The 18,230-nt window shown below is 40.1% G+C and carries 17 protein-coding genes and 2 pseudogenes; 10 read left to right on the top strand and 9 right to left on the bottom strand.

Features of this window, described 5'->3' with window-relative positions:
• Positions 1-357 precede the first annotated feature (357 nt).
• Positions 358-615 (bottom strand): hypothetical protein, encoded by a 258-nt coding sequence (locus KV40_RS11255; RefSeq protein WP_052055551.1) that lies wholly within the window; start codon positions 613-615, stop codon positions 358-360.
• 97 nt (positions 616-712) lie between these two features.
• Here KV40_RS11255 and KV40_RS11250 point away from each other — a divergent pair, with 97 nt between their 5' ends.
• Together KV40_RS11250 and KV40_RS11245 are read left to right on the top strand one after the other, a co-directional pair.
• The gene (locus tag KV40_RS11250) at positions 713-2,275 is read left to right on the top strand and encodes a polyamine aminopropyltransferase (protein WP_036481120.1); all 1,563 of its coding nucleotides are present in this window, start codon (positions 713-715) and stop codon (positions 2,273-2,275) included.
• A 90-nt stretch (positions 2,276-2,365) separates the two neighbouring features.
• Positions 2,366-2,947 (top strand): DUF4178 domain-containing protein, encoded by a 582-nt coding sequence (locus tag KV40_RS11245; RefSeq protein ID WP_036481118.1) that lies wholly within the window; start codon positions 2,366-2,368, stop codon positions 2,945-2,947.
• 124 nt (positions 2,948-3,071) lie between these two features.
• Here the strand turns inward: KV40_RS11245 and KV40_RS11240 are convergent, their stop codons facing one another.
• The gene (locus KV40_RS11240) at positions 3,072-4,127 is read right to left on the bottom strand and encodes a glycerate kinase (RefSeq protein WP_052055550.1); all 1,056 of its coding nucleotides are present in this window, start codon (positions 4,125-4,127) and stop codon (positions 3,072-3,074) included.
• Positions 4,128-4,351: 224 nt separating this feature from the next.
• Between KV40_RS11240 and KV40_RS11235 the strand changes: the two are divergent.
• A pseudogene (locus tag KV40_RS11235) lies at positions 4,352-4,990 on the top strand (Uma2 family endonuclease).
• A gap of 176 nt (positions 4,991-5,166) precedes the next feature.
• Here KV40_RS11235 and KV40_RS11230 read toward each other — a convergent pair.
• The 4 genes from KV40_RS11230 to KV40_RS11215 all read right to left on the bottom strand — a co-directional run bounded on the left by KV40_RS11230 (position 5,167) and on the right by KV40_RS11215 (position 8,452).
• The gene (locus tag KV40_RS11230) at positions 5,167-5,643 is read right to left on the bottom strand and encodes a hypothetical protein (RefSeq protein ID WP_036481116.1); all 477 of its coding nucleotides are present in this window, start codon (positions 5,641-5,643) and stop codon (positions 5,167-5,169) included.
• Between the two features lie 211 nt (positions 5,644-5,854).
• On the bottom strand, positions 5,855-6,082 hold the full coding sequence (locus tag KV40_RS11225; protein WP_036481114.1) for a ferredoxin family protein: 228 nt from the start codon (positions 6,080-6,082) through the stop codon (positions 5,855-5,857).
• Between the two features lie 53 nt (positions 6,083-6,135).
• Positions 6,136-7,044, bottom strand: a complete 909-nt coding sequence (locus tag KV40_RS11220; RefSeq protein ID WP_036481112.1) for an LD-carboxypeptidase — start codon at positions 7,042-7,044, stop codon at positions 6,136-6,138.
• Positions 7,045-7,174: 130 nt separating this feature from the next.
• Positions 7,175-8,452 carry an ABC transporter substrate-binding protein gene (locus KV40_RS11215; RefSeq protein ID WP_036481110.1) on the bottom strand — a complete coding sequence of 426 codons (1,278 nt, stop codon included), beginning with the start codon at positions 8,450-8,452 and terminating at the stop codon, positions 7,175-7,177.
• Between the two features lie 270 nt (positions 8,453-8,722).
• Here KV40_RS11215 and KV40_RS11210 point away from each other — a divergent pair, with 270 nt between their 5' ends.
• From KV40_RS11210 to KV40_RS11185, 6 genes and pseudogenes are all read left to right on the top strand, one after another.
• The gene (locus KV40_RS11210) at positions 8,723-10,270 is read left to right on the top strand and encodes a sensor histidine kinase KdpD (protein ID WP_253274227.1); all 1,548 of its coding nucleotides are present in this window, start codon (positions 8,723-8,725) and stop codon (positions 10,268-10,270) included.
• A 176-nt stretch (positions 10,271-10,446) separates the two neighbouring features.
• A pseudogene (locus tag KV40_RS11205) lies at positions 10,447-10,755 on the top strand (hypothetical protein); the annotation flags it as partial.
• Between the two features lie 36 nt (positions 10,756-10,791).
• On the top strand, positions 10,792-11,883 hold the full coding sequence (locus KV40_RS11200; protein ID WP_156114015.1) for a phosphotransferase enzyme family protein: 1,092 nt from the start codon (positions 10,792-10,794) through the stop codon (positions 11,881-11,883).
• A gap of 263 nt (positions 11,884-12,146) precedes the next feature.
• Complete coding sequence (locus KV40_RS11195) at positions 12,147-13,838, top strand: AarF/ABC1/UbiB kinase family protein (RefSeq protein WP_036481104.1); 1,692 nt, start codon at positions 12,147-12,149, stop codon at positions 13,836-13,838.
• 193 nt (positions 13,839-14,031) lie between these two features.
• Positions 14,032-14,406 (top strand): hypothetical protein, encoded by a 375-nt coding sequence (locus KV40_RS11190; RefSeq protein ID WP_036481102.1) that lies wholly within the window; start codon positions 14,032-14,034, stop codon positions 14,404-14,406.
• Between the two features lie 164 nt (positions 14,407-14,570).
• Positions 14,571-14,936, top strand: a complete 366-nt coding sequence (locus KV40_RS11185; RefSeq protein WP_036481100.1) for a hypothetical protein — start codon at positions 14,571-14,573, stop codon at positions 14,934-14,936.
• Between the two features lie 64 nt (positions 14,937-15,000).
• On the opposite strand, the gene KV40_RS11180 is transcribed toward KV40_RS11185, so the two are convergent.
• The gene (locus KV40_RS11180) at positions 15,001-15,579 is read right to left on the bottom strand and encodes a DUF2062 domain-containing protein (protein WP_036481098.1); all 579 of its coding nucleotides are present in this window, start codon (positions 15,577-15,579) and stop codon (positions 15,001-15,003) included.
• Positions 15,580-15,685: 106 nt separating this feature from the next.
• Here KV40_RS11180 and mnmE point away from each other — a divergent pair, with 106 nt between their 5' ends.
• A complete protein-coding gene (gene mnmE / locus KV40_RS11175; RefSeq protein ID WP_036481096.1) occupies positions 15,686-17,062 on the top strand; it encodes a tRNA uridine-5-carboxymethylaminomethyl(34) synthesis GTPase MnmE in 1,377 nt (458 codons plus the stop codon).
• Between the two features lie 104 nt (positions 17,063-17,166).
• On the opposite strand, the gene KV40_RS11170 is transcribed toward mnmE, so the two are convergent.
• Positions 17,167-17,934 (bottom strand): peptidase, encoded by a 768-nt coding sequence (locus KV40_RS11170; RefSeq protein ID WP_036481094.1) that lies wholly within the window; start codon positions 17,932-17,934, stop codon positions 17,167-17,169.
• 15 nt (positions 17,935-17,949) lie between these two features.
• Positions 17,950-18,180 (bottom strand): preprotein translocase subunit SecG, encoded by a 231-nt coding sequence (gene secG / locus KV40_RS11165; protein ID WP_036481092.1) that lies wholly within the window; start codon positions 18,178-18,180, stop codon positions 17,950-17,952.
• Positions 18,181-18,230 lie beyond the last annotated feature (50 nt).

The raw sequence follows: 18,230 nt of genomic DNA, 5'->3' as shown, positions 1-18,230 counted from the left end.
AGACAATAAAAAACTGTTAAATCGGTAATTAGTAGGTAAGGGTAGAAAAGCTTACGTAGGTTTCAGAATGTAAATACAGCCAAACCCTATCTAGAACAATTACTTTGACTTAGTTTATAAAACTAAACGTAGTTAATTATTTCAAGCCAGATCTACTTTGTATAAAATTAAGCGCAAACAAATTTTAAACATAAAACTTAGCTGTATGCAATTAAATACAATCGGTAAAACTTTTTTTATCTCAAATATAATTTTCAGCACTTGCTAATTAGATCGCTTCTTCCAAATAATCATCTCAATCATTTTCTTTAAGATCGAAAGAGTTTTTATTTCTGGTATTTAGTTTTTTTATTTTTACTACTGCATTAACAATTGATGCCATCTATGAATTAGCTCTTCGACTGCGATCAGGGCTAACGTTGTCGTAGCCAGAACGTTAGTCATTCTTTGCTCGGCTTGATGTTTAATTAAATAAGAAAGCAACAATACCAAATAAGATTCAATATTTCTGATAATTGCTCTTTTGCTCATTTCTTCGAGTTCGTCAATTAAGGCGATCGCTTCGGTCGTTTTGCACATCAGCACCATCTGCCTTAACTGTACGAGTTCTTCCATTGTTTTTTACCGCATACTCTATTCTTTGAGTTTTCACTAATTTTATTAAAATGCAATAAAACTAGTGTAAGTATCTAGTCAGTATAATTCACAACTAATGCCAAATAAATTACCTATCGCAAGCGATCGCCAGTTAAATAAAACTCAGCGACGATTATTGTTAGTAACGGCGGCGGTTTCTTCTGGTTGTGGGTTAGCAGTAGAGTTGCTTTTAGGTACTCTGGCAAGCTATTTGGTAGGCAACCAGGCTTTGGCTTATGGTGTGGCTGTTGGTGGTTTTTTAGCGGCGATGGGTATTGGTTCTTACCTCAGTCAGTATATTGCTGCCGATACTGCCAGTAAAAAAGCTTCTCAGCAGCAGTTACTTGCAGCTTTTATTAAAGTCGAACTGTTAATTGCACCTCTGACGGCATTATTACCTCTAAGTTTGTTTGCTCTTTTTATTGCCGATGGCTATCTTTGGTTGGGGTTGTTTTTAGCTACGGTTTTATTGGGAATTTTGGCAGGTTTAGAAGTTCCCTTACTTACTAGAGTATTAGAACTAGAAGCAGGAGTTAGAGAAGCTCTAGCAGGCGTATTAGCTTTAGATTACTTAGGTGCTTTGCTCGGCTCGTTAGCTTTTCCCGTATTGTTGTTGCCCTGGTTGGGAATGTTTCCCACTGCTTTTATTCTCGGTGCTTTTCCCGCACTGATGGCGTTTTTTATCGGACAAAAATTTAGCCAATTGCGACGCTGGGGCTATGTAGGTTTGATAGTTGCGATCGCTCTAATAATTTTGTCTCCTCTGGCTACTTCTTTGAGCAACAGGTTAGAAAACGATCTCTATCAAGCTCCTGTAGTGCGTCGCATTCAGTCAGCCGTACAGCGTATCGTTTTAACCCGTCAGGGAGAAGATTTACGGCTATTCCTCGATGGTGACTTGCAGCTATCAACCTTTGATGAATATCGCTACCATGAAGCCTTAGTACATCCCGCAATGAGTGCTAGCGGCGATCGCCAAAAGGTATTAATTATGGGTGCGGGAGATGGAATGGCACTGCGAGAAGTTTTAAAATGGCAGGAAGTAGAGCAAGTAACTTTAATCGAACTAGATCCAGAAGTAGTTAAGTTAGCTAGCAGTTATCCGCAGTTAGTCAAAGTCAATCAAAATTCATTTGCCGATCCACGCGTTAAGGTGATTTATGGCGATGCTTTTCAAATTGCACCCAAGTTACCAACTCAATTTGATGTAATTATTGCCGATTTTCCCGACCCCGATCGCGAAATTATCGCCAAGCTATATGCAGTAGGTTTTTATCGTCGTTTATTAAGTCGCCTCAGCGATACAGGGATACTAGTTACACAAGCTTCCAGTCCATTTTTTGCACCCAAAGTAATTAGCTGTATTGCAGCAACCATAGCAGAAGTAGGTTTAATTTCCCATCCTTACGTAACTAACGTTCCTAGCTTTGGTCTTTGGGGATTTGTGTTAGCGTCGAGACAAAATATCGATGATACCAGGTTGCAGTTGCCCGTTACTACTCGTTTTCTCACCGCAACAAATTTACATCATTTATTTGACTTACCTGGAGACATAACTTTAGATCGAGTAGATATCAATCGACTTTCCGATCCAGTTATTACTCGCTATCAGTCAGATCGTCGTTGGTTTGCATATTAGAAAAGGCACTAGGCACTAAAAAATTAAAGAGAAATTTTTTCTACTTTTAAATCCAATAATTAATAGTTGAGCGGCAGGAGAAATAAATTTATGGTTTGGTTAGTGGCGATCGCAGCAGTTATTGGAGCTATAGTATTACTTGTACTGCAACAAAAGGGTGTTCTTCCCCAAGGTAAAACTAGCCCGCAGCTACCAGCTTTAGAACGCAATATTTTTAACTTAGAAATTGGCGATATCGTTCAGTATTTAGACACAGATTGGGTGGTAGAGGGTAAGCTGACTTATGATGACAATGGCTATATCTGGCTGGAATATTTACTCCAAACAGACGATCGGCTTGCATGGCTGTCGGTAGATGAAGACGATCGCGTAGAGGTAGCATTGCTCGAACCCAATAACCAAATTGACATTAGCGGTACACCTCCCAAACAGTTGACTTATGCCGATGAAATCTATAGTTTAGTTGGCTCTGGTAAAGCTACTATGACTCGTACGGGTACGACTTTAAACCGCACCGCTAGCAAATGTACTTACTACGATTACCGCGCTAATAACAAAGTTCTATCGATTGAAGTCTGGGACGAAGATGTGGAAGTAACTACGGGAGAAAAAATTAATCCCAGAATGCTAACTTTATTACCAGGAGATGGACAGAGAGTTTATGGCAGTTAAAAGAAGCACCGCTTCGCTTGGGGGCAGGGTGCTGAGGAACAGGGGAAAAATCAGTCGGACAAAAAAATCTCTCCGCCCCCTTGCTTAAAAGACTGTCTACTTTTACTAAAGCCTAAAGTCTTTTTTAATAAATCTTGCCAATGCTACGATCGCGCTCGATCTCGATAACCAGGTTAACTAAATTGCGGTTATTAATTAGCGGTGCAATAAATAGTTCTGGATGCAGAGCTTGCCAAAAATATTCAACAAAGCGATCGATTTCGGCATCACTCATACCTGTTTTGCCCTGTTGTTTCATTTTTTGTTCGGCTTCTTTACGCCACTGTTGGCTGAGACGATAATCGACAGGATTGAGTACGATAAGGCTATCTAGTTTTTCCCACAGTGGTAAATAAGCTTTGAGTCTTCGATTGTTATCTCTAGCAAATTGACAATCTTCAGAGGTAGTAATTGGTTCTAGAGGATTCTCGAATACTCTATCATCTATAGGCTGTACCCCTACAAACCAGCCTTCAAACAGCAAAATATCTATCTTCTCTATGGCTTCTGGGGTAGTGCGATCGCCCGCCCCTTCAAAAGCCGATTTATCAAAGCGAGGTAACAAAATAGGTTCGCTAGTATTTGCTGATAAACATCTCTCGATAACCTGTAAGCCCAAGTTTACATCATGAGTACCTGGAGGACCGCGCCAGATTAAACGAGGATCTTGTTGCTGTAGTTGTTGTCTTTCGGCATAAGTCAAATAAAGATCGTCGATGGACAGGATGGCTACTGAATGTCCTAATTGGTTCAAAATTAGCTTTAAAATACTGGCTAATGTGCTTTTCCCCGTTCCCTGTCCTCCTAGTATGCCTTCGATCGAGGTTCTGCCTAATTTGTTTCTAGTTGCGTCTAGCTGCATGGCTAATGGCAACCATAATCTCCAGAGCATGAGTAAAATATCTTCTTGCCGCTCAAATCCCTGGCTTTTACACCATTGAACTACTGGAGTTGCAACTAATTTAAATAATTGCGATCGCGCCTCAAGTTTCTCCTGACAGTTAGCGCGATCGATTCTGAAAGCCTTACATCTGTGTTTATCGGCTAATTCAGTTTTAATTAATTGCTCTATCTCTGCTGCTGTTAGCTGCTGTCGATACCAGTGAGAGAGAATGCTGCTTAAAGTACTAAGTTGTGCCATTACTAAGTTAATTATTAGCGATCGAAATCTACTATGTACACTTTACTGTCTACCATTTACCCAATATCGTTAAACACAAACCTTTTGCTATAAATGAGATATAGGTGATTACTGCGCGATCGCGATCGATAAAGTAAATAAAGTTCTTCTTTAAAAGCAATTTCGAGCGACAATCCGATTGGTGTTACGCCTCATCTTCAGAGAGCATTACTTGTAGAAAAACTATGCTACTAGAAGTTAACAGAATTATAGTTCCGCCAGGACAAACAGTAGTGCTTAACGATATTAGCTGGGATGAATTTGAGGCTATTTTAGAAGATCTGGGGGAAAGTCGCGGTTCTAGAATTGCCTATGACAGAGGACAAATGGAAATCATGACACCATTACCAGAACACGAAGTCAACAAAGTTTATCTGAGTAATTTTGTAGAAATTCTGCTAGAAGAACTAGATATTGAATTTTGTCCTTTGGGTTCTACTACTTTTAAAAATCAATTGATGTCTGTAGGAATTGAGCCAGATAGCTGTTTTTACATTCAAAATGAAGCTGTAGTTAGAGGCAAAAATAGATTAGACTTGTCTGTCGATCCACCACCAGATTTAGCTATAGAAATAGACGTTACCAATCGTACCCATCCAGAAATATATCAAGCTTTAGGCGTACCAGAACTATGGAGACATGAAAAAAATAAGCTGCAAATTTTGCTTTTAATAGATGGTAAATATGTTGAGTCTAAATCTAGTGCCAATTTTCCCAATTTCTCTCTAATTGAAGTCGTTCCTCAATATTTATCATAGTGTAGAACCGAAGGAAGAAACAAGAGAATGAAAGCCTTTCGCAGTTGGGTTAGAGAGCAAGTATAAAGCTATTTCTAGTTTATAGCTCACAATCGCGCCATAGATTATCTTTTTTAAAGTTAACTATTTTCCCATTTTGAGCCAACCAAAAACACGCTTTACCGTTAACTCTAATTCAATCGCATTTAAAGTAGGAAGGAGATCGCTTCATAGTACTATTAAATTGTCTAATCAAATTTTTGTCAGCGATCGCGCTGTAGATCGTAAATAACTTTTTCGGCTAGCCAGTTGGGAGAGCGGTTGGGATGACTAAGTAAAGTACCAGATAAAAGACGATCTGCCGTCTGACGATTGTGTACCAACCTTAATAGCTGCTGGCGCAGTTTGGGACTAACGCGATCGAGTAGGGAGGCGTTGTGGTTATTTAATGCAGGTATAGAGTTTTCTACAGAAGGCTTATAGGAACGTGCGACACGCCAACCAACAAAGCCAGTACCTACTGCCAAACCAATTAGACCAATAGTTTTATTAAAATCATTGGCTGGTTCATTATTGTTTGGGCGATCGCTATAGTCATAATAATTTTGGCTTAAAGTTAGTTCTGCATCTTTAGATTTATAAATTAAATTATCTTCATTAGCTCGAACTGGCAATGCCATTAAAGCACCTGCAATACCAGTGCTAACTATTGTTGTCAAAATTGTTTTAAAAGCAGACATTTGGTGTATGTTTTCTGAAACCAGTTTGTTTTTACATACTATTTTGACAATTAAATATGACAATTAAGTGACATAGATGTGAACTTAAGGTTAATACCAATTTCAACAAAATAAAAAACCCAGGCATTGTCTTTTAAAGAAACTCACAACAAGTTTTATGCTTGGTGTTTGTCTAAAAAAGTTTTACCTGGGTCGAGCGCAAATGAAGGTATTAACCAGGAGTTTGTTGCAGTTCTGGTCTTTCTTCTCCCACGATCGCGCCTTCTACAGGGCATACTTGCAAACATATACCGCAGTCAATACAGGTGGCAAAATCAATCCAGTACCAGTCATGTCCTTTAGCGTTTTTTCCCGGTCCTTCATGAATACAGGCTACGGGACAAGCATCGACACAATCTGCTACTCCTTCGCAAGTTTCGGTGACAATAGTATGAGGCAAAATGTGTTCTCCTTATAAATTTATATTTTCTACTGGCTAGCCTATATTTAATCTTAGTTCCAACTTAAAATACCTGCTTCGCCATCTAATTCTACCGATCGCCCGACGAGTAAAGCAGCATTGACTCCGTCGTGTCCGAAGGGTAAGTCCGAAACGATCGGAATATCTAGATCTCCCAGGCGATCGCGCAACACGGCTTCTATTTTCCAACTTTTGCTGCCTTTGGGTGCATCGCAGCGGCTAAACCTACCCAGAGCAATTCCTTTTACGGTTTTAAAAGCTCCCATCAACCGCCATTGAGTCAGTTGGCGATCGATACGATAGGGATATTCGGTAACGTCTTCAAAGGCTAAAATAGCTCCTGTTAGAGAGGGCTGAAGTGGCGTTTGCAGCAGATGAGTAGCTACAGTAAGATTTGCAGGTAGTAAAATTCCGTTAGCTTTTCCACCACCCCAACCTTGACCTTGTAAGGGAGTGAGAGTTTCGCCGCGCAAACAGCCGAAAAGGCGTTCGAGCGACCATTTTGGCTCTGCCGCTAAAGTAGTCAGTACGGGAGCGTGAAGACTGGCAATACCTACCCTGGCAAGACTCCACAGCAAACAGGTAATGTCGGAAAAACCGATTAGCCATTTGGCAGCAGAATTTTCTTGCTGCCAGTCCCAAGCTTCTAATAACCGCGCACTACCATAACCACCCCTCAGACAAACAATTGCTTTGCACTCAGGATCGTTCCAGGCTGCGGCTAATACTTGTCTTCTTTCGCGATCGGTTCCTGCTAGATATCCATAGCCAGAGCGATAATTGCTTCCCAATCTTATTCGATAGCCTTGCGATCGCCATATTGCCAAACCCGATGCTGCTACCTGAGTTTCTTTTAAAGCACCACTAGGTGCAATAACCGTAACTAAGTCTCCTGACTGTAAAAATGGTGGTAGTTGACAAGAATTAATAGGATGGGACATTAATAACTTACTCAAGTCTTGCGTTGCCGAATTGGTCTAAAACAAAGTTTTATTTTACATAGCGATCGCTCTATATTTACTAATTTAATTAATAAGCTTATAGCTTATAGCTAATGGCTTATAGCTTTTTTTAATTATCAAATATAAGTTCCAAACGCTGCTGCGATTCTTGTAAAGCTGTTTTTGGTGTTTGTCGTTGCAAAAGCGTCGCTTCAATCGCTCTACCCAAATTTTCTGACAGGCGAGTATACTGCGTAATAATTGGACGCGATTTGGCTACTTTCATTTGGTTTAAAAACACTTCTAACACGGGATTTTCTGCTACAAAATTTTGATACTCTGCGCTCTGTTGCGATTTTAAATTAATTGGTAAATAACCTGTTTTTAAAGCCCAAGCGGTTTGAAATTCTTCGCTTAAAATATATTCTAAAAATTTTAGAGAAGCCCGCTCTCGTTCGGAAGTAGTTTTAAATACAAAGACATTTTCGCCGCCAATAACTGCGGCTGGAGTTTCAGCAACGGGTATGGGAAAAACATCATAATCAATTTCAGTTGGCTGTAGCTGTGACAGAGTCCAAGGACCAGTTACCTGCATCGCCGCTCTTCCCGACAAGAAATCATCCAGTTCGTAACCTCTTTCTGGAGAAGACAAAACAGCTGCTTTAGCTTCTACTAAATCTGCTCCTAACTGCAAAGCTGCCACCGTACCGCTATTTGTTAGGTCTGGCTGACCGTTAGCTAGTAAATTTCCCCCCGCACTGTAAATAAACGGCAGCCAGGCAAATACCGTCCATTCTCCCTTACCTAAAGATAATAGAACGCCATAGCGATCTAGGCGACCGTCGCCGTTAGTATCTTTAGTGAGTTTTTTGGCAGCAGCTTTAAACTCCGACCAATTTGTAGGTAGCTCGGTAATTCCCGCTTCGGCAAATAAACCAGGACGATAGAAAACAGCAGCATTGTTGGTAGCAAAAGGAATTGAATAAATATGTTCTTTCAGCTTCATCGAAGCAAACATTACTGGGTCGATATCGTTTTTAACTGGGGCATCATTCAGCCAAGTTTCTAAAGGAAGCAAAGCACCTAACTGTACCAACTTACCAGTGATTTGAGGAACAAACCACAACATATCTGGTGGCTGTCCACTAACGGTAGCAGCAAAAATTTTAGGTAGTTGGGCATCTGGCTGTCCGACATATAAAGCTTTTACTTCAATATCGCTATGTTGCTGATTAAAACTAGTAACTAACTCTTGAAAAATATCGCGATTTTCTGGAGGGTTGATGCCGTGCCAAAAAGTTATTTTCAGGGGTCTTTCTGATTCGATCGTATTGCGATCGCCACAGCTACTTAATAATAATATGCCAACTAATAATAAGGTTAGTATGGTTTTGCTGCCTCGTTTCATAAACTAAAAGATGTATTTAAATTTATTGCGAGCAGTATATAGCATTTAATTAAGAGAGCGAATAGCGATCTCTATTAACCCACACAGTAAAAAGAGCGATTTTGGGTTTATTTCTTTTAACAAATATCGGGGTTTGCGAATATTTAGTTCGGTTTTACTGCTTTGAAGTAGCTCTTAAAACAGCTACGATTTAAACAATACAAATAAATTTTCTCTCTTGAGAGAGATTTCAACGTACGTAATACATAACGTAAGCAAATTAATTTGCTGGTGGAGGTCGTAACAAAAGTGCAAAATTGGTTGCTGCAAAATCTGAGCGATATTCTCAACCGCGATGAGGCAAAATTTAATTTTTTATCGCCTGAGAATAATAGTAAAACGAACGAACGAGATCGAGAACAGCATAGCAGTAAGAACCGTATTGCCTTATTAAAAGCCCAAAGAGAATGGTGCGGTGCGATCGCTACAGTCGAGCAATTACTGTTAGACCGAATCGAGTTTAAATCGTCACAGAACAAGCAGGGACTGATTTTAGCTGCGCCAGTACCGCTATTTAGTAATTCACTAATCTCAACTTACTATCAAACAGCAATATTTACTCCTCGCGCATTTAATAAAGCAGCGTTAATGCCCTGCAAAAAGTCATCCCTGGCTGAAGATAATTCCCAACGGAATTTTGCCTCTACCCTCGAACTACCTTTAATTCCTCAAGATCCAATCGCCAAGGAACAGTTTTGCTTGATTTTGACTGAGGAATTTAGCTTACTGATGGTCTTGGGAACCGACACAGCAGGAATAGCGCAATTTCATTTTACGTTCGAGCCACAACTTATTACACAAGTATGGCTAGCTTTGCGATCGCGCCTGTTGCCTTTCGATTACCATCAGCGAGAAACCTTAGATGGTTTCGTAGAAACTTTTAAACCGACAGTTCCTGACTATCGTTTGGTATCTAGCTTTACCCGCCAACTGCTGCATAATTTACCAGACGAAACTAGTTTTGAAGCGGAAAAAGCCGAGCGACTAAAAACTGTTTCTCATCTGCGATCGCCTGACACTACAGCGGAGTATACAACTGCTTTTGCACCGACACAGTCGGAAGAGCTGGAAATGGAACTGTTACAGGCATTAACTCATGAAGTTCGGACTCCTCTAACCACGATTCGGACTCTGACCAAACTGCTATTAAAACGCCAACAGGATTTTAAACCCAACGTCGTCAAGCGTTTACAAGAGATAGACCGCGAGTGTACCGAACAAATCGAACGTATGGAGCTAATTTTTAAAGCAGCAGAATTTAAATCTACATCTCCTGCTGCTCAACCAGTTCATTTAGTTCCTTTTCCTTTAGAACAGGTATTTCAACAAAGCATACCGCGCTGGCAGAAAAAAGCACAGCGGCGCAACGTGGAACTAGATTTTAGCCTTCCCCAAAAGCTTCCTAAAATTGTTAGCGATCCTGCTATGTTAGATAAGGTTCTGACGGGCTTGATGGAAAGCTGCACCCGCAGTTTACCGACTGGCGGACATATTCATGTCAAAGTTACTACTGCTGGCGATCGCCTCAAACTTCAGGTACTATCAGAACACAATAGCGAGGATAACCCTCTTAAGTCTCTGGGTCAATTACTAACATTTCAACCAGAAACGGGTTGTTTGAGCCTCAATTTGGATATAACCAAAAATATATTTCAAGCTTTAGGCGGCAAACTCACCGTTAGACAGAGACACGAACAAGGCAAAGAATTAACTATTTTTCTGCCTTTAGGAAATTCTGGCATTACTCAAAATTGGCATCGTGCAGCTAAAAATGCTTGACTATAGAGCAAATATCAATTATCGTCTGTTTTTTGATTTGCTCATACATAGTTTGTCTAATTTATAAAACTCCAGCTTTTTCTGTATACGAGATTTAGCAATAAGTTTAAATATTAGTTTGACGTTAAGTAGAATTACTCAATATAATTTTAAATTGAGCATAAAGAGATTTACACTACAGTGTACAGCAGGATTTAAACGTAATTGGAATGCTGGCAAGTTTTATCCAGCATCAATTTTTAAACGAATCAACTTCTCCCCAACTAGAGCAGCTTTTTCAGCGACTATTCAAGACTTCAAAACAAGCTAGTCAAAGAGTTCGGGCTATTTCTCACAGCCTGTATTCTGTTAGTATCAAGCGTATAGGACTTAACTCTATGCGCTATCGAGCCGAAATTATCGATGGCGAATTGAGCATCGAAAATGTGAGCAATGGTGGCACTATTGTTACTTGTACCTTTGACGGCGAAGAAGAACCAATTTAAACTATTATTTTTTAAATCTTCGATTGGATTATAGTTGTGGATAATCTTATTGCGATCGCCGATCTGTTCAAACTACAGGAAAACAAAGTTTTAGAGGTAAAAAAGTTTGGTAGTGGCAACATCAATCATACTTTTTTGGTAACCACCAATTCTACTACCGAACCGCATTTCGTACTGCAACGCCTCAATACTAAAGTTTTTCATCAGCCAGAACTGGTTATGAATAACATTAGCACCTGTTGCAATCGCCTGAGACAAGAACTACAGCAGACACCATTAAAAGATCGCCGCTGGGAAGTTCCTCGCGTGTTAAGGGTAAAAAATAGCGATCGCACCTATTATATAGATTCTCAAAGCTCATTCTGGCGCGGCATTAGCTATATTAGTAATTCCCAATCTTTCGACACGGTTCGAGATACCAAACACGGATGGGAAGTAGGCTATGGCTTGGGAATGTTCCACAATTTAATTGGCAATCTCGATGTAACCCAACTGGCCGATACTTTACCTGGTTTTCATATCACGCCAAACTACTTACAAAACTATCAAATAGTTCTAAAACGAGCTAAAGTCAACAATTCTTCCAAAGTTGATTATTGCCTCAAATTTATCAGCGATCGCGCCGCCTCTGCCGATATTTTAGAAACTGCCAGAGAACGAGGTGAATTGAAGCTACGTCCCATTCATGGCGATCCTAAAGTCAATAATATTTTACTCGATCGCCAAACTCAACAGGCAATCGCCCTTATCGATCTCGATACGGTCAAACCTGGCTTGATACATTATGACATTGGTGACTGTCTGCGATCGGCTTGTAATCTATTGGGAGAAGAAACTTCAAACTGGCAAAATGTATATTTCGATCTCGATCTCGCACGCTCGATTTTACAAGGATATTTATCGGTAGCTAAATTTTTAACATCCAATGATTATCGATATCTTTACGAAGCAATTCGGTTACTAGCATTTGAATTGGGACTGAGATTTTTCACCGACTATTTAGCAGGTAATATTTACTTTCAGGTCAAATATCCAGAACAAAATCTAAATCGAGCTTTAGTTCAGTTTAAGCTAGCGCAAAGCATTGAAGTTCAAAAAGGCGCGATTAAAAACTTAATTCATAGCTAAAATAAGCGGCTGTACTACAGATATTTTCAGAATTTACGCACCTACCGCTATAACGTAGCTGTAATTTCTCGTCTTGGCGAGCGTTCCCCGTTCCCTAAAGCCTAAAATCCCTGATTTTTGGATTGATTGCGTAAGTCATATATTTTATATGCACTCATTCAATCGATTGAAAATAGTTATAAGTAAAGTAAGATGTAAAATTGTATACTAAAATTAATATTAAGCGATAATTTAATTTTATAGGTATAGCAACGAAGAGAATAATGGACGAAAAAGCGATCGATGCACCACAGTCTTTACGTTACGATGCTAAAGCAATTTCGTCTTATTACCGCTATCGACCTTGGCAAGTTATTGGACGAGCATTTTCGATCGTCTGGTTATTCGGTGGTTTTATAATTCGTATTTTGCTAGACAGATGGTTTGGTAAAACGGAAATAAATAGACCAAAGCGCGCCACAGAAATACGCAAAATTTTAACCAAACTCGGTCCGACATTTATTAAAGTAGGGCAGGCTTTATCTACCAGACCAGATTTAATTCGCCGCGACTTTCTTAACGAGTTAATCGAGCTTCAAGATCGATTGCCTCCTTTTGATAATCAAACTGCATTTAAAATTATCGAATCCGAACTTGGGCATAAAATTCGAGATATCTATCGTGAAATTTCGGCAAATCCAATAGCTGCTGCTAGTTTGGGTCAGGTATATCGGGGTATTTTGTACAGTGGTGAGGAAGTAGCGATCAAGGTTCAGCGTCCAAATTTAAGACCTTTATTGAGCCTCGATCTATATTTAATGCGTTGGGGAGCGAGTTGGCTGGCACCATGGCTGCCTCTAAATCTTGGTCATGATTTGACTTTAATAGTAGATGAGTTTGGAACCAAACTATTTGAAGAAATTGACTATGTAAACGAAGCTAAAAATGCGGAAAAATTTGCTCTTAATTTTGATGGCGATCCTCAAGTAAAAGTTCCTTTTATTTACAGACAGTATAGTAGCAGTCGAGTTTTAACTCTAGAGTGGATTAACGGTATCAAGCTTACCGATATCGAGCGCATCGAAGCTGCTGGTTTGGATCTTGATAATCTAATTGAGATTGGCGTAACTTCTGGTCTGCGTCAACTATTAGAATACGGGTTTTTTCATGCCGATCCCCATCCAGGAAATTTATTTGCTACACTCGATGGTCGCATGGCATATATCGACTTCGGCATGATGGATCAGCTTGAAGAATGGATGAAAGAAACCATTGCTTCGGCGGTAGTGCAGCTAATCAACCGCGACTATCAGGCTTTAGCTAAAGATTTTGTTCGATTAGGCTTTCTAAGCCCTAATGTAGACATCGAGCCAATTATTCCTGCTTTAGAACAGGTGCTAGGACGAGCGATAGGTGAAAGCGTTAGCAGCTTCAACTTTAAAACTATCACCGACGAATTTTCCGAGTTGATGTATGAATATCCTTTTCGAGTACCTGCCAAATTTGCTTTGATCATTCGTTCTTTAATTACTCAAGAAGGTTTGGCACTCAGCCTCAATCCCAACTTCAAAATTATTGAAGTTTCTTATCCCTACGTATCTCAGCGTTTATTAACTGGAGAATCTCCCCAGCTAAGAAGACGTTTGCTCGATGTACTAATTAGAGACGGTAAGTTTCAGTGGGAAAGATTGGAAAATATGATTGCGATCGCTCGTTCCGATAATAATTTCGAGCTTTTGCCTACGGCTAGATTGGGTTTGCAATATTTGCTTTCAGAAGAAGGAAAATATTTACGCGAACAGCTATTGCTAGCAATAACAGAGGACGAACGCATTCATACTGACGAGGTTAAGCGTCTGTGGAGTTTAATTCAAGATGAAATTAAACCACAAAGTATTTTTGAATTGGCTTTTAGCACTTTTCGCGACTTCTCTATCGAAAGAGTAGCCACAATAATGCCTACCGCTATAAGTTGACCTCTCATCGAACATTAAACATTGCGAGCAAACCTGCGGAATGCACGAGCAAAGCTCGAAGAACAGCGCGTAAGCGCATACCCCGCTGCATCTGCAAAAGAACGCGCGAGTTGAGCAGTTGAAAATGCTAAATGCTAAGTGTAATGACAGCATTTCAAGATAAAGTAATTGAGAACTTCAAATATTCTCGTTTATGTATTATTATTCTCAACCACCATTTTTGATATTAATTATCGGATTTGCGATCGCTCTAATTTGCGGTGTGACTTTTGAAACTCAAGTAGAACAAAAAATTCGCCAATGGTCGCAAGAAGATTCCGAATCATCTAATTATTTCAAGTTAGAAGGTGCAAATTTGTTAGTTACCTATTGGGGAACTTGTTTGGGAGTCTGGGTGTTTCTAGCTGGTGGCTTGTTGATTTTCGATTTTGGCTTAATCTCTGCTTATGGCGTAGCTTTACTCTTAACCTTGTTTACTGGTTCTCTTGTTTGGATTCAGCTTAATGAAGTACTGCTAAAGTTTCAAAAAGAAGGCATAGAGTCTCTCGATTTAGATCGCTACCAATAAATAAATCGTGTTTCTGTCGCTCGGAGGCGATCGATCTTGCTGCAAAAACTATAAAATGGCAAAATAAAGGCAGTTATTAAGAGAAAATAAAAATAGATAATTTAGTTACTTATTTGCCGATATTCAATTAAAGACAGCTTAAATTAAATTTAGGAGATAATTCGATGAGCGAAGAAAAAACCGAAAACAATGGTACTCCAACACCAGAAGCCGAACAACAGCCAGCAGATAACGGTAACAAAAAACAGGCTTTGGCTTTGTCGGTAAAACAGCAAACCAGTTTATTACCTCAAAATCGTCCAATCGAACGCAGCCACCTCGAAATAGTAGACACTTACTCTTCTGTAGGTTCTAATCGTCCCATATCTAAAGGAACGGTCCAGTTTAACAATGCTCTAGCAATATCGGGTAATCGTCCCATTGCACTTAGCACACTACGTATCAGTGAAAACTATTCAGTTATGGGCAATCGTCCCGTTGCTCCTAATGAAATGGATGATACTTCTACCCTAATGGGCTATCTCGACTAAACCAGTTATTTGTAGCAGCAAGTAGCGTAATTCGTTTCTATTTGCTGCTTTTTGGTTCGAGCAACTAAAATTGTTTATTTTGCTTTCTAAATCTTCGTTGTGTTTTTCGTTTTTGACGCAAACGCTTGAAAATTGGCAAACTAATAACGTAAGTTAACAGTGCCGCGATCGCACCTACGACCAGACAGCCTGTAATTAAAGTCGCTCCAAAAGAAAAACCCAAAGTGCGAAAAGATCTAAAAGACTCAATTTCTAAAGGTAAATCTACAGTATCTTCAGTACCCAAAATCAATTTACCTATTTGATAGTTGAACACATAAATAGGTACGTAAGTCAAAGGATTGCTAACCCAGGTTCCTGCTGCTGCTGCTATCTTACTGCCTCGAACGATTGCAGCTAAGAAAATACCGATTACGGTTTGCAGACCAAAAAAAGGGAAAAATCCCGCAAAAACTCCTACCGATAAACCTCTGGCAATTACTTGAGGAGTAGCACGCAGGCGAATCAGACGAGAGACAATTAGGCGAATCCGTCTAATTATCCAAGGCTTACGGCGTTTGCGCCCAACCTTACTATTAATTGTTTTTTTCTCTACCACAGCACTTGGAGAAGACAAGTTGCTTTCGGAGTAAGAGCGATTCATCCACAGTAGTTGCTAAATTTACGATCTAAATTCCTAAATAAATGCTACACAAGAAACAGGAGAAAAGGAAAGTTCTCTACTTAAAACTTTGAGTAACTGTACTTAAATGTCTTTAATTCAGCAAGAAACCATCGCGGCGATCGCTACTGCCGTCGTACCACAGCAAGGAAGTGTAGGTATAGTTCGGTTGTCGGGAAATACCGCCTTAGACATCGCTCGTGTTTTATTCTCCGCACCAGGAAAACAGCATTGGCAGAGTCATTGTATACTTTATGGTTATATACGCCATCCTCAGACCAAGCAGATAATAGATGAAGCACTATTATTGATAATGCTCCAACCCCGGTCCTTTACGCGAGAGGATGTAGTTGAATTTCACTGTCATGGGGGAATTGTCGTCGTCCAGCAGGTATTGCAACTATGTTTGTCTCAGGGTGCTAGACTGGCGCGATCGGGAGAATTTACCCTAAGAGCCTTTCTCAACGGTAGAATCGATCTTACTCAAGCTGAAAGTATAGCCGATATAGTAGGAGCGCAGACTAATGCAGCCTCTCAGGCAGCTTTGGCAGGTTTACAGGGTAAACTATCTACTCCGATACGTAACTTGCGCTCTACCTGTTTGGATATTCTTGCCGAGGTAGAAGCCAGAATTGATTTTGAAGACGATTTGCCCCCTCTAGACGAAGCACAGGTAAGCCAGCAAATTCGCGTGGTGTTAACTAAAATAACAGGAATTCTAGCTACAGCAGAAAGAGGAGAGCTATTGAGAAGCGGTTTGAAAATTGCTATTGTCGGTCGTCCTAACGTGGGAAAGTCCAGCTTACTCAACGCCTGGAGTCAAAGCGATCGCGCCATCGTTACCAATTTACCAGGTACGACTCGTGATGTAGTAGAATCGACTTTGGTAGTTAAAGGCATTCCCGTAAGGGTATTAGATACGGCAGGAATTAGAGATACTGCCGATACGGTAGAACAAATCGGAGTCGAGCGATCGCGTAAAGTTGCTACTGCTGCCGATCTAATTGTATTGACTATTGATGCTGCTGACGGTTGGACGAGTGAAGACGAGCAAATTTATCTTCAGGTTAAGCATCGTCCCGTAATACTAGCGATCAATAAAACCGATCTGGTTGAAGCTAGTAAGGTTGAATATCCTTCAGAAATTCGGCTGGCAATTAATACCGTTGCCTTAGAAAATCGCGGCATCGAAGATTTAGAAACGGCAATTTTCAACCTGGTTGCTTCCGAAAAGCTGGTTGCTACCAACTCGGAATTAGCTATCAATCGAAGACAGGCGGCTGCCCTGACTAGAGCCGAGACTGCTCTCAAACAGGTCATAGTCACCATTGAAGAACAACTTCCCTTAGACTTTTGGACTATAGACCTGCGCGGCGCAATTAAAGCTCTAGGAGAAGTTACGGGAGAAGAAGTCACTGAAGTAGTTTTAGATCGTATCTTTAGCCGTTTTTGTATTGGGAAGTAGAGTTGTTTAAAAGATTTTATTGGCGATTGATAGAGGGATTACTACCTGTCTTTTTCTTATCTCGAACTTAGGTCAAATGTTTACAAATATTTATTTGTAAAAGTTTATTTGGTTTTCGATCGCTCTATGTTCCATCCCAGTCTAGTAGGCTGCTGATAAATTTTTTTGAGAGTAGTGATATCTCTAGAAGAAATATGCGCGGGATTGGCAACTTGTGAATAATATAGTGCGTCGGTTGGTTCGGGACTATGTCCCCAAATACCCAAAGCATGACCCAATTCATGACGTATGGTAGCGAGCAGGGACTCCCCTAAAAAATTAGGACTAATGCTTACGGTCATTTTATGAGCGAGAATTTGCGTCTGTTCTTGAAGATAGAAGCGAAAGTTAGTTTGAGCGGTAATGGCTCTAGAAATATCATATAGTCCAGTTTCGGGATTTATTTTTGCGGTTCTTTCTGGTAGCGATCGTAATACCACAATGTCGGCTTGTTGGAAATTATCGATTTCTGCTAAAGGTAAATAAACATTCCACTCGGCGATCGCTTTTCTTACTGTAGCTACCCACTGCCAAAAACGGCGGTTGCTGGCAGTATTCTCAGTCTTAGAAGGCTGTTCGATATATATTTCAACGGGAAAATTAGACCAAATTAAATACCCCATCTCAGTAGACTCGATTTGGTCGAAATAATCTCCAGTGTTTTCACTAGCTTCCCAAGTGGCTAAAAAACGTGGTAGAGGATGAGCTTGAGGTACGGGGAGAGAAATTAAAAACTGTTTTGAAAGCGCGAAATTATTCCCCAAAATGAGAATTAAACCAGTGGCGATCGCCAAAGCCAAGCTTTTCCATCTTTTTAACCGCCACCAATACATCAATCGACTAACCGACTATCTCAGCCAACCAGCACTTAGAATTACCGTTAGAGCCATAAAAACAATACTCAAACCCCAGGTAATACGATTTAAAGTTTTTTCCGCACTTTTGGTACTGGTAAATAGCTGTGCTTGTCCGCCAATGCCACCCAAACCATCACCTTTGGGGCTATGTAACAAAATAAAGATAATTAAGATAAAAGCCGATGCTGCCCAAATAATTTGAGCCAATTGATATACTTTCATTGCTAAAAATTTAACTTATTAAAAAATTCCGCTTAATCACTTAATTATTG

This window comes from Myxosarcina sp. GI1, assembly GCF_000756305.1.
Lineage (GTDB): Bacteria > Cyanobacteriota > Cyanobacteriia > Cyanobacteriales > Xenococcaceae > Myxosarcina.
The sequence above is the reverse complement of the archived record's forward strand: the minus strand, read 5'-3'. Positions and strand labels throughout refer to the sequence as shown.

Excerpts from the sequence above, each read along its gene's own strand:
- KV40_RS11255 (WP_052055551.1), bottom strand. The coding sequence starts at position 615 with ATGGAAGAACTCGTACAGTTAAGGCAGATGGTGCTGATGTGCAAAACG.
- KV40_RS11250 (WP_036481120.1), top strand. The coding sequence starts at position 713 with ATGCCAAATAAATTACCTATCGCAAGCGATCGCCAGTTAAATAAAACT.
- KV40_RS11245 (WP_036481118.1), top strand. The coding sequence starts at position 2,366 with ATGGTTTGGTTAGTGGCGATCGCAGCAGTTATTGGAGCTATAGTATTA.
- KV40_RS11240 (WP_052055550.1), bottom strand. The coding sequence starts at position 4,127 with ATGGCACAACTTAGTACTTTAAGCAGCATTCTCTCTCACTGGTATCGA.
- KV40_RS11230 (WP_036481116.1), bottom strand. The coding sequence starts at position 5,643 with ATGTCTGCTTTTAAAACAATTTTGACAACAATAGTTAGCACTGGTATT.
- KV40_RS11220 (WP_036481112.1), bottom strand. The coding sequence starts at position 7,044 with ATGTCCCATCCTATTAATTCTTGTCAACTACCACCATTTTTACAGTCA.
- KV40_RS11215 (WP_036481110.1), bottom strand. The coding sequence starts at position 8,452 with ATGAAACGAGGCAGCAAAACCATACTAACCTTATTATTAGTTGGCATA.
- KV40_RS11195 (WP_036481104.1), top strand. The coding sequence starts at position 12,147 with ATGGACGAAAAAGCGATCGATGCACCACAGTCTTTACGTTACGATGCT.
- KV40_RS11190 (WP_036481102.1), top strand. The coding sequence starts at position 14,032 with ATGTATTATTATTCTCAACCACCATTTTTGATATTAATTATCGGATTT.
- KV40_RS11185 (WP_036481100.1), top strand. The coding sequence starts at position 14,571 with ATGAGCGAAGAAAAAACCGAAAACAATGGTACTCCAACACCAGAAGCC.
- KV40_RS11180 (WP_036481098.1), bottom strand. The coding sequence starts at position 15,579 with ATGAATCGCTCTTACTCCGAAAGCAACTTGTCTTCTCCAAGTGCTGTG.
- mnmE (WP_036481096.1), top strand. The coding sequence starts at position 15,686 with ATGTCTTTAATTCAGCAAGAAACCATCGCGGCGATCGCTACTGCCGTC.
- KV40_RS11170 (WP_036481094.1), bottom strand. The coding sequence starts at position 17,934 with ATGTATTGGTGGCGGTTAAAAAGATGGAAAAGCTTGGCTTTGGCGATC.
- secG (WP_036481092.1), bottom strand. The coding sequence starts at position 18,180 with ATGAAAGTATATCAATTGGCTCAAATTATTTGGGCAGCATCGGCTTTT.